Source organism: Pedobacter ghigonis, assembly GCF_903166585.1.
GTDB classification, from domain to species: Bacteria; Bacteroidota; Bacteroidia; order Sphingobacteriales; family Sphingobacteriaceae; genus Pedobacter; species Pedobacter ghigonis.
The window spans coordinates 1-11,480 of the sequence record NZ_CAESCM010000031.1; the positions used below are offsets into that span (position 1 = coordinate 1).

9 protein-coding genes are annotated in these 11,480 nt (G+C 42.2%); all 9 read left to right on the forward strand.

Features of this window, described 5'->3' with window-relative positions:
* Positions 1-570 precede the first annotated feature (570 nt).
* A complete protein-coding gene (locus HWV58_RS24110; protein ID WP_235972812.1) occupies positions 571-1,146 on the forward strand; it encodes a Crp/Fnr family transcriptional regulator in 576 nt (191 codons plus the stop codon).
* Between the two features lie 116 nt (positions 1,147-1,262).
* Entirely contained in the window at positions 1,263-1,937 is a 675-nt protein-coding gene (locus tag HWV58_RS24115; protein WP_175636562.1) for an NADPH-dependent F420 reductase, read from the forward strand.
* 11 nt (positions 1,938-1,948) lie between these two features.
* Entirely contained in the window at positions 1,949-2,455 is a 507-nt protein-coding gene (locus HWV58_RS24120) for a YybH family protein (RefSeq protein WP_175636563.1), read from the forward strand.
* 130 nt (positions 2,456-2,585) lie between these two features.
* Positions 2,586-2,786 (forward strand): hypothetical protein, encoded by a 201-nt coding sequence (locus tag HWV58_RS24125; RefSeq protein ID WP_175636564.1) that lies wholly within the window; start codon positions 2,586-2,588, stop codon positions 2,784-2,786.
* A 512-nt stretch (positions 2,787-3,298) separates the two neighbouring features.
* The gene (locus HWV58_RS24130; protein WP_175636565.1) at positions 3,299-3,982 is read left to right on the forward strand and encodes a response regulator transcription factor; all 684 of its coding nucleotides are present in this window, start codon (positions 3,299-3,301) and stop codon (positions 3,980-3,982) included.
* 2 nt (positions 3,983-3,984) lie between these two features.
* A complete protein-coding gene (locus tag HWV58_RS24135) occupies positions 3,985-5,352 on the forward strand; it encodes an ATP-binding protein (RefSeq protein WP_175636566.1) in 1,368 nt (455 codons plus the stop codon).
* A gap of 180 nt (positions 5,353-5,532) precedes the next feature.
* Complete coding sequence (locus HWV58_RS24140; protein ID WP_175636567.1) at positions 5,533-6,636, forward strand: efflux RND transporter periplasmic adaptor subunit; 1,104 nt, start codon at positions 5,533-5,535, stop codon at positions 6,634-6,636.
* A 22-nt stretch (positions 6,637-6,658) separates the two neighbouring features.
* Positions 6,659-9,775, forward strand: coding sequence for an efflux RND transporter permease subunit (locus tag HWV58_RS24145; protein WP_175636568.1), 3,117 nt, complete (start codon positions 6,659-6,661; stop codon positions 9,773-9,775).
* Between the two features lie 31 nt (positions 9,776-9,806).
* Complete coding sequence (locus HWV58_RS24150; RefSeq protein WP_175636569.1) at positions 9,807-11,087, forward strand: TolC family protein; 1,281 nt, start codon at positions 9,807-9,809, stop codon at positions 11,085-11,087.
* The last annotated feature ends 393 nt before the right edge of the window (positions 11,088-11,480 follow it).

Below are 11,480 nucleotides of genomic sequence, written 5' to 3' on the forward strand. Positions count from 1 at the left end.
GCCTCGTATACAGTTTCTGTTCGTAAGCCCCCATATTTGCCGCGGACTTCCTTCAGATTCGCAGTCACCCACGACACCCTTGTCTCTAGCTAACACTTCCTACTGCTAAGCGTGTTCGGGACTCTAACCCTATAGTCGATTGCCATGCCCGGCGCACTAAAACAAAAAAGCCTCAACTTTTTCAAGTTAAGGCTTTTGTTGCGGGCTGAACGGGGCTACAATCGAACCCTTAGCTCCTCTTTTAATATTATTAAACGATCAAAATATTATAAAAAGGACTGATAATGAAACCATTGAAAAAGAATTGGGATTCGATTCAAAAAAAACTTCACAAAGTTCTCCTGTGAAAAAGAGGAAAAGTCGCGGACCTAAAATTTAGTTTTTCGCTCAACAAAATAGTGAACGGGGAATGATCGAACTCTCAAGATGCCAGTAAGTACAATTGATATTATTTTTACCCTTTTGGACAAGGCGTAATAATTGTTTTTCAAATCCTCTGTTAAATCGAATTCACTATTTGCTCTCTCTCATTTTTGTATATTCGAAGGCTAATTAAAGAACAATTATCATTTGGAAAATATAATAAGCCATTTTGAAAAATATCTTTCGCTTAATGATGGCGAAATACAGGCTTTGATGAGCCGTATTACGGAAAGGAGAATTAAACGTCGGCAGTTCCTTTTACAGGAAGGAGATATATGCAAGTCCTTTACCTATGTGCAGAGTGGCTGCTTCAAAATGTATGGTGTAGATAATAAAGGCGTTGAGCACAATCTTGCATTTGCTGTTGAAAATGACTGGATTTCGGATATAGGCAGCTTGCACAAGGAGCAACCTTCAAAACTGTTTATTGAAGCAATTGAACCATCGGTTGTACTGGAAATATCCAAGGGCGATTTATGGTATTTGTACACCAACTACCCAAAATTTGATAGGAACTTCCGGGTTATCATAGAAGACAAATATATCGAACTGCAAGACCGCCTACTGCAAACGGTTAGTGCCACTGCATTGGAAAGGTATGAAAGTTTTGTCGATCAATATCCTCATCTAGCCAACAGGCTACCTAGCACCCAAATAGCGTCCTATCTGGGTGTAACCCCCGAATTTTTGAGTAAAATAAAGAACGACAGGTTTAAAAAATAGCTTTACCCTTAAGATACATTAAGGGTATTTCTTATCATACCTTATAAGTGCAGGTTAATTGTTCATCGCACCTTTGTATTGTCAATATCGACAAACGGATTTAAAAAAATAAAGCGATGAATACAGTAGGTCAAAAAACAACAGTAGCCATTATAGGCTTGGGAAACATTGGTAAAACCATTGCTGCAAACCTTATAAAAGGTAACCACCCGGTTATTATATCTTCCCGTGAAATCAATAAAGCGCAAAGCTTTGCTGCAGAATTGGGGCCATTGGCAACAGTGGAAGAAACAGCTAAGGCCATCGGGGACGCGGACATCATCATTCCCGCCATCTACTTTGATGCAATTAAAGGATTCTTAGAGGAATATGCCACCGAGCTGAAAGGCAAGATAATTGTGGATGTGTCCAATCCTATTGCTCCGGACGGCAGCGGAGGTTTCAAAAAGATTATTGATGAGAATACCTCTGCTGGTCAAACCCTTTTACCATTGTCCCCAAAGGACGCAATTTTGGTAAAAGCCTTCGGGACATTAGGGGCTGCCTCTTTGTCGGGAGATGCATTCGCAGAGCCCGAAAGAAAGGTGCTTTTCTACGCTTCAGACAATACCAACAGCAATAAACAAATAGAGGAATTGATTACAGATAGTGGATTTAAGCCTTTTCATATAGGTGGGATCAATCAGTCTATCCGTATTGAAGTATTTGGCGACCTTCACCAATTTGGAGCCTTAGGTAAAAGCGTAACATTTGAGGAAGCTAAGAATGTCCTTACCCAGAACAAAAACTAAAACGAGGCGCTATGAGAAAGATTCTTGCATCGGCACTGCTGCTATTAGCATTAGCAGCCTGCCAAAATAAAATAACGCAGCAAAAAGACAATTTAAATATTTCTAACTCAAAAAAAACAACAGCAATGGAAAATCAAACAACAAAAATAGGAATAGAAAAATCATTGGGCATTTACTTTGACGCACTGAACAATTCAAGTGCAGAAACAGCTGTTGGTCAATATACAGCAGATGGTGTGTTTATGCCAACCGGATTGCCAACAGCAACTGGAACATCAGAGCTCACAACTGCTTACGAAAATGTCTTTAAGGCAATTCAGCTCAATGTAACTTTCAAAGTTGAAGAAATTGTATCACTAAATGATAGTGTAGCATTTGTTCGCACGCAATCAAACGGAACACAACTGATAAACGCTAACGGTCAGAAAACTGAAGAATTGAACAGGGAGTTTTTCTTGATGAAAAATGAAAATGGCATTTGGAAAATTGCACGCTACATGTTTAATCAGCCAAAGTAACTAGAAGCCGGGGTTTGTAAGAGCTCAGCTATCTGCTATGAAAACATAATAACTCCAAGCTACAAAAGAAAGATATTTAGCCACTTCCAATAAAGCGGAACAATTATAAAGACACAATTAACCTATCCTAATGAAAAAGCGAAGGGCTCGAAGGAAAGACAAGGTAGAGAAAGAAGAGGGCGCTTTTTCATTAGGCGAAGAGCAATTTATTAATTTGATAGCGCGAATATTAGTCGATATAACATTTAAACAGGCGAAAAACCAAAGTAATAAGTTGAGCAAAGTACCGCAGAAAGATAGTGGACGGGACTCGAAACCCGACAAGAAGTAAAGCAATTGATTATCAGTGTATTGTGAAATATTGCTTTTTTGAGATCACTCAAAATCATGCAATTTAAAAAAAATAACCAGTTAAAAATCAATGTTTTAACTGGTTATTTTTATGCTTCTGCGGGCTGAGCGGGGCTACAATCGAACCCCTAGCCCCACTTTTATTATTATTAAACGATCAAAAATACTCTCAAAATACTGAAAATGAGATAAATAATAACAAAAGCCAAATCGCCTTCAAGAAAACTCTGCAAAATTCTCCAGCAAAAAAGAGGAAAAGTAATGGGCGGAGAATGTAGTTTTTCGTTCAAAAAAATATTGGGCGGGATTTTATCGAACACCTCTCACGAAATACTCCAACATCAAACATAGTACATCTTTAATTTCTGCCTTCCTTTTAATTAGGATAACACGATCAGCTTTTTTAGATCTCAAAACTCTTTTAATTCACAATCATCACTGTACATATAGGTTATCTGTTATCTTTGCATATTGCTGCTAACCCTCTGAAAAATGGTCAATATTCTTATTGTTGAAGACGAAGAACGTATAGCAACCCTGGTTAAGCGTGGCTTGGAAGAACATGGCTATCAGGCAACGGTAGCCTATGATGGTGCTTTAGGCAAAAAGCTTGCACTCAGCCAGGATTTTGATCTCATTATCACCGATATTATTTTACCTAAAATGGATGGGCTGGACCTCTGCAGGGAAATCCGCAGCTTTAAACCCAATATGCCCATTATTATGCTAACAGCGCTTGGGACTACCGATGACAAAGTGGAGGGTTTTGATGCCGGCGCTGATGACTACCTGGTGAAACCCTTTGAGTTCAGGGAGCTGCATGTGCGTATCCGGGCTTTGCTAAAACGAAATGCAGCGATGCCCAATACTCAAGGTTTCTTATTAAAGTATGCAGACATAGAATATAACCTGCATACCAAAATTGTAAAGCGCAATGGCAAGGAAATTACGCTTACACCTAAAGAACTTAAATTGCTGCAATACATGATGGAGCATCCGGAAAGGGTGTTGTCCCGGTCTGAAATAGCTGAGCATGTATGGGAAACAACTTTTGACACCGGTACCAATTTTATTGATGTCTATATTAATTATCTGCGCAAGAAAATAGACAGGGATTTTGATGTAAAGTTGATCCACACGAAATCGGGATTAGGGTTTATCTTTAAACAAGATTAAGTATGCAGATCAAAACGAGGCTTACCCTATTGTATACTTCACTGATGGCTGCAATGCTGCTAACATTCGCCTTGATTGTTTATTTCACTTCATCAGAAACCAGGGAAGATGAATATTTTAAAAGGTTGAAGCAGCAGGCCGCGACCAAAGCCAATTTATTGTTTGACACCAAAATAGAGCCGCAAGTATTACAGTTGATTTATAAAAAGGCACCTAATGCCCTGTTCCAGGAGGAAGTTGCCATATATGATACCGGATTCCATTTGCTTTATCATGATGCAGTAGAGGTGGATAAAGTCAAAGAAACCCAAGCCATGATTGATTCTATCATTGCACAGAAGGAAATTCAGTTTTACATTAAAGACCTACAGGTTGTCGGCTTTTTATATGCCCATGAAGGTCGGTCTTATATCGTAACTGCTGCTGCAAAAGATGAATACGGCCTTACCAAACTGTCAAATCTTCGTAATACGATTATCATTGCTTTTCTTTTCTCCATTATTATTATTTATCTCGCAGGCCAGTTTCTTGCCAGAAAGTCCTTGCAACCTGTTTCTTCGCTGGTCAATAATGTAAAAACGATTACAGCCACCAATCTTGACCTAAGGGTTGACGAAGGCAACCGGAAAGATGAGATTGCCGAGCTTGCCATTACCTTTAATGCAATGCTTAACCGGCTGGAAAACTCCTTTGATGCGCAGAAAGATTTTGTCTCCAATATCTCCCATGAATTAAGGACGCCTTTAACCGCTATGCTCGCCGAATTGCAGCTGACCCTTGAGAAGGAACGGGATAATGCCGAATACAAGGAGGCCATAGCGCATACCATCGGAGATGCGCAGAAACTGATCCGGCTTTCCAATAGCTTACTGGATCTGGCAAAGGCTAATTATGACCAGACAGAAATAGCCTTTAAAAACATCAGATTGGATGAATTGTTGCTGGATGCCAGGTCTGAGGTATTGCACAATCAGCCCTCTTCTCTAGTTACCATTTCCTTTGATAGCGAAATAGACAATGACAAGGATGTGTCAGTCTACGGGAATGAATACCTTTTACGGGTAGCATTCATCAACCTGATAGAAAACGGATGTAAGTTTTCGGCTGACCACCAAAGCATTATTTCTATTGCCTATGATGAAACACATACTGAGCTGCGCTTTGCAGACAAGGGTATAGGAATCAGTGCCGAAACACTGCCCCATATTTTTCTTCCTTTTTACCGAGGGGAGAATAAGAAATTTGCGGATGGAAATGGTATCGGCCTATCGCTGACAAAAAAAATAATTGATCTTCATAAAGGGCAAATAGCCGTGCAGTCGCTGGAACAAGAAGGAACCATATTTGTAATAAAGATTCCACATCTCTAGGTGTTTCTTTTCTAATGAAATTCTAATAAAATTCTATAGCCCCTCTAACAGCCCCTCTGCAGGGGCTTTTTTAGTTTTGCGCCATTCGAAAAAGGCTGGCCCATGGCTGCTTTTTAGCCTCTCAGGTGAGACGTTTTACCTGCCTGGTTCCTTGATAAACACATTGTAAAACAGTGCAACATGAAAAATATACTGATCTGCCTTTTAACTTTATTTCTTTTTTCCTGCCAGGATAAACAGGCAGAAACTTCAATTGCGAATTATACCTTACAAGGTGACACCGTTATTGTATCCTCAAAATCTAATCTGACCAGCAAACTAAAAACCCAGCTAATCCATGATGAACCCTATAGGCTTCAGATGCTTACCGCTGGTACTGTAAAAGCTATTCCTACCCAGTATGCGGAGATAGCGCCTCCCTTTTCGGGGAGAGTGGTTAAGTCCTATCTGCGATTGGGAATGCGGACTACTCCCGAAACACCCTTGTTTGAAATCAGTTCGCCGGATTTTATGACGGCCCAGAAAATATTCTTCCAGGCTAAATCCCAGCTGGAGCAATCACGCAAGAACCTGGAAAGACAGCAGGACCTGGTAGCGCATGGTGTTGGCACGCAAAAAGACCTGGAAGAAGCCCAGACATCCTATGAAGTAGAAAAGAAGGAATTTGAAAATGCTTCCGTCGGAATCAGAATATTTAAAGCCGATCCTGGTCGTCTGTCCATCGGGCAGCCGCTGGTAGTAAGGGCACCAATATCTGGCGAGGTTATCGAAAATAAAGTAGTGCTTGGTCAGTTTATCAAAGATGATGCAAGCAGTATAGCAACCGTAGCAGAGCTGTCAAAGATCTGGATTGCCGGGCAGGTAAAGGAAAAAGACATCCGGTTCATTCATGAACTGGACGAATGCAATATTGAAATCGCGGCACTCCCAGAGCAACACATAAAAGGTAAAGTCTATCATGTCAATGAGATTGTAGATGAAGCTACCCGTAGTGTGGAGGTGTTGATTGAAGCAGATAATAAGGATCATACGCTAAAACCTGGAATGTATGTAACGGTAAATTTCGTTGATGCACCTGTAAATGCAATACTAATTCCGGCCAAAGCCATCCTTCAGACAAACGAAGCCAGCTTTGTTTTTGTGGTTGTAGCTCCGGGGAAATACATCAAGCGAAAAGTTACGGTTAGCGGTACTTCAGAAGATAGAGTTGTTATCGGAACAGGTTTGCAGCCTGGCGAACGGATTGTTAGCGAAGGCAGCTTTTATTTACTGGATGCGAAATAGATAAGGCTAAAATATAACTCTGATGAAAAAACTAATATATACTGCAATAAACAAACGTTGGCTGCTGGCGGCCTTGTTCCTATTGCTCGCTGTGTTTGGCTACTACTCCTGGAAGCAACTTTCTGTTGAGGCTTATCCTGATATTGCCGATGTTACCTCGCAGGTAGTGACCCAGGTGCCAGGCCTCGCTGCCGAAGAAGTGGAACAGCAGATTACTATTCCCGTAGAGCGGGCATTGAACGGTATGCCAGGTATGCACGTCATGAGGAGCAAAAGCACCTTTGGTCTTTCGATGGTCACCATAGTATTTGAAGATGGTGTGGACGACTATTGGGCCAGGCAACGTATACAGGAGCGGCTCATTGATGTGGAGTTGCCTTACAATGCACAGCCGGGATTAGACCCGCTTACCTCTCCGGTAGGCGAGATATACCGTTATATCATTGAAAGTAGAAACTATGATCTAAGGGCGTTGACCGACCTGCAACAATGGACTATTATTCCCCGCATCAAACAGGTTTCCGGCATTGCCGATGTTACCAATTTTGGCGGGATCACTACCCAGTACCAAGTCGCGCTCGACCCACGCAAACTGGAACAGTATAACCTTTCTCTGGCCGAAGTACAGACTGCTATCAATAACAATAATGCCAATGCTGGCGGCAGTGTACTTACCAGGGGTGACCTTGGCTATGTGGTCCGTGGTATCGGATTGGTGAAGACCCTCGATGGCCTGGGTAATATCGTGGTTAAATCGGTAGGTGGTGTGCCTGTTTTCCTCAAAGACGTGGGTACTTTGAAGTACGGCAATCTTGAACGCAAAGGGATATTGGGGTACACGGACCGGAAAGTCAATCACAGTGAAGGTGTAGAGGGAATTGTGCTTCTGCTGAAGGGACAAAATCCCTCGATTGTTCTGGAGGGTATCCATGCAGCGGTAGAAGACCTTAACAACAATATTCTCCCGAAAGGAGTTACCATTCGTCCTTACCTGGACCGAACCAATCTTGTGAATACTACTTTATCCACGGTATCCCATACATTATTAGAAGGCATAGGCCTGGTGATTGTTGTATTGATTATTTTTCTGGGCAGCTGGAGAGGGGCATTGATTGTGGCTGTCACCATTCCGCTAGCCCTACTGATCGCATTTATCCTAATGCACTTTACCCATATTCCGGCTAACCTGCTTTCGCTTGGGGCTATTGATTTCGGGATTATTGTGGACGGTACCATTGTGATGCTCGAAACGATCTTAAAGAAACGCGAAGATAATCCAACACAGGATCTGGAAGAGTTGTCGATCGGGCAAAGAGCCTTATCTGTTGCTAAACCTATCTTATTTTCCACCGTTATCATTATCACCGCTTATCTGCCATTATTCTCTTTCGAGCGTGTTGAGAAAAAACTGTTTACGCCGATGGCCTTTACCGTAGGCTATGCACTGATCGGGGCATTGGCAGTAGCATTGCTGCTCATACCGGGTTTGGCGTACGCCGTTTATCGTAAGCCTGCAAAACTGTATCACAACAAATGGCTGGAATGGCTAACGAATTTGTATGACGGGCGAATCCGCAAGATCATGAACAAACCAAGACAGGTATTTATCCCGCTTGGGATAGTACTTGCGAGTGCCGTTATTTTGTCTGTTACAGTAGGAAAAGATTTTCTGCCACCCCTTGACGAAGGTTCTATCTGGCTCCAGGTTCAGCTACCTCCCGGTGTCTCCCTGGAAAAGTCGAAAGAAATGAGCGACAGTCTCAGGCAAAGAACAATGAAGTATGGGGAGGTAACCTATATGATGGTACAGGCGGGTCGCAATGATGACGGTACGGACCCTTGGACGGCTTCCCATTTTGAATGCAGTATCGGGATCAAGCCTTACAATCAATGGAAAAACGGAAGAAAAAAAGCAGACCTTATTGAAGATCTGTCCCGGGAATATGCTTCTATGCCAGGGTATACTGTAGGATTCAGCCAGCCTATGATCGATGGGGTAATGGATAAAATTGCAGGGGCGCACAGCGAGCTGGTAGTAAAGATATACGGTGAAGACTTTAAGGAAACACGCCGAATCGCTGAACAGGTAATGTCTGCTATTAAAGGGATTAAAGGTGCTGTTGATGTGGCCATCGATCAAGAACCGCCATTGCCTCAATTACAGATTTCGGTCGATCGTGATGCCGTAGCAAGATATGGCTTAAATGTAACCGATGTAAGTGAACTCATTGAGGTTGCTATAGGCGGGAAGGCGGTTGCCCAGGTTTTTTCAGGCAATAAGGTATATGATGTGATCTGCCGCTATGACGAGCAGAGCCGTAATACCCCGGAGAAAATTGCTAACCTGATGCTAACAGCACAGACAGGAGCGAAAATACCGTTGTCGCAGATTGCAACTGTTAAGACAGCTACCGGGGAAAGTACCATTACAAGGGAAATGAATAAGCGGCACCTTACGGTAAAACTTAATTTGCGGGGCAGTGACCTGACTACCTTTTTAAAGGGAGCACAATCGAAGATTGAGCACGATGTAAAGTATGACCATGAAAGATACAGCATTAACTGGGGTGGACAATTTGAAAACCAGAACAGGGCTTATGCTAAACTTACGGTGATTGTACCCCTTGCACTGGCTATCATGTTTCTGTTACTGTACAGCGCCTTTGGGAAATTCAGACAGGCCGGACTTATCCTTTCTATTGTGCCCCTTGCTTTGTTTGGTGGAATGCTGGCACTTAATATCCGGGGTATGACACTCAATGTATCATCTGCAGTCGGCTTTATTGCTCTGTTTGGTGTGGCTATACAGAATGGGGTAATCCTGATCTCGCATATTAATGATCTGCGTAAAAAAGGATATGATTTATCCAAGGCAGTTGTTGAGGGTGCCAAACATCGTTTCCGGCCGGTACTTATGACAGCAACGGTTGCCGCTTTGGGCTTGCTGCCGGCATCATTGGCCACCGGGATCGGTTCAGATGTGCAAAGACCACTGGCCACAGTAATTGTATATGGACTTTTTGCTGCCACAGCCATCACACTTTTTGTGCTTCCGGCGCTATACTACCTTATGGAAAACAAGTGGGGCAAGGATAACTACAAGATGGCCGATACCCAACAGAAAAAAAATATTCCCTGAATAAAAAAATGGTATGATGATGATAAAAAAAATGAAAAATAACAGCTTCCTATATCTATTTGTCTTGTTAATAGGTACCCTGACTGGTTATGCGCAATCCGATACTTCTTTTATTAAAAAAGAGATAAAACTGGGAGAATACTTAAATCTTGTGGGACGGAAGAACCTTGGCTACATAGCTGCGCAGTACAATGTAAGTATAGCAGAAGCCGGCATTGAAAGTGCAAAGGTCTTCCCTGATCCGGAGCTGAATGTAGGTGCTTATGATAACCAGCAATCAAGCTTGCTTTTGGGCAGAGGATATAGCGCAGGCATTAGTACAACGCTTGAGCTTGGGGGTAAACGTAGCGCAAGGGTAGCCTTAGCTAAAAGTCAGTCGGAATTAAGCAAAGCCTTACTGCTGGATTTCTTTCGCAATTTGCGTGCTGATGCAGCTTTGGCTTATTTTAATGCGGTTCAACAATATCACTTGTTCGGGGTGTTACAAAACTCATACAGTACGATGAGGCAATTGGCTAATGCAGATTCTATAAGGTTTAGCTTAGGTTCCATTACCGAAACAGATGCCCGGCAATCCAGGCTGGAAGCCCGGAGCCTGCTTAATAATTTAATTCAGGGTGAAGCAGATTGGAAAACAACTTTGATACAATTGAGCCTTAATGTAGGAAAAGTAGACTCCAGCACCTTTCTGGTGCCTGTAAACGATTTGATGGATCTGGAACGAAAATTTTCATTGTTACAACTTATCTCCAATGCACAAGCTAGCCGTGCCGATGCAGTAGCTTCACACAATACGCAGGCAGTTGCTACAAACACATTGCAATTGGCAAAGGCCAACAGGTCTATCGATCTGGGTATTTCTGCAGGCATGCAGTATAACGGCGCTTCGACTAATGAGCTCGCTCCAACACCAGCTTACAGATCGGTCAATGTAGGCATTTCAGTTCCTTTAAAATTTTCTAATGCTTATAAGGGAGAGCTTAAAACTGCGCAATTTCTGATAAAGCAAACTACTACTCAGTACGAGCAGGTGCTCTTGCAGATAAAAACCGAAGTAACACAGGCTTATATGAACTATAAGGCGGCCGAGAAACAGGTAGCACAATATAATAATGGCCTGTTGTCAGATGCACGTAAGGTATTTGAAGGTAAGGCATATAGTTATAAACGAGGTGAAACCTCTTTATTGGAGGTTTTAAATGCACAGCGGACCTACAATGAAGTACAGCAGAGCTATTACCAGGCTCAATACAATTATGCCGCTACACTGGTACAACTCGAACGTGCAGCAGGCATCTGGGACATGAACTAGACGGTCTTTTTACGCCAATTTTAAGAGTCTAGGGAGGATGCTTACGAACCTGCTGGACACCCAAGGAACATTTTATTGCTCCAATGACAAAACTGATTTAATTCCCCTTGGCAAACCGCATACGTTTAAAAAAACATAGCTGATTGGCAGAGATTGGATGCTGGATACGCAAAACTTAAAGTGCGCGGTGGTTTACGGATCAAGCGGAAAAGTTGGGGGTGATGGAATAATTTGTTTCTTTTGTATCTTATAGCAATTACAAATTCCCTTGAATCAGGCCGAACAAACCCTTATCAGTTTTTTATTACCAGAAGGCATTCTGGATTATTTCGAAATACTCAAAGTCGAAAAAGAGCCAAAAGAGCTTCAGATCTATCTTGAAGAAAAGAATAT

What these genes read in the sequence shown, in the direction of transcription:
- HWV58_RS24140 (WP_175636567.1), top strand. Translation starts at nt 5,533, where the DNA reads ATGAAAAATATACTGATCTGCCTTTTAACTTTATTTCTTTTTTCCTGC.
- HWV58_RS24120 (WP_175636563.1), top strand. Translation starts at nt 1,949, where the DNA reads ATGAGAAAGATTCTTGCATCGGCACTGCTGCTATTAGCATTAGCAGCC.
- HWV58_RS24125 (WP_175636564.1), top strand. Translation starts at nt 2,586, where the DNA reads ATGAAAAAGCGAAGGGCTCGAAGGAAAGACAAGGTAGAGAAAGAAGAG.
- HWV58_RS24150 (WP_175636569.1), top strand. Translation starts at nt 9,807, where the DNA reads ATGAAAAATAACAGCTTCCTATATCTATTTGTCTTGTTAATAGGTACC.
- HWV58_RS24130 (WP_175636565.1), top strand. Translation starts at nt 3,299, where the DNA reads ATGGTCAATATTCTTATTGTTGAAGACGAAGAACGTATAGCAACCCTG.
- HWV58_RS24145 (WP_175636568.1), top strand. Translation starts at nt 6,659, where the DNA reads ATGAAAAAACTAATATATACTGCAATAAACAAACGTTGGCTGCTGGCG.
- HWV58_RS24135 (WP_175636566.1), top strand. Translation starts at nt 3,985, where the DNA reads ATGCAGATCAAAACGAGGCTTACCCTATTGTATACTTCACTGATGGCT.
- HWV58_RS24115 (WP_175636562.1), top strand. Translation starts at nt 1,263, where the DNA reads ATGAATACAGTAGGTCAAAAAACAACAGTAGCCATTATAGGCTTGGGA.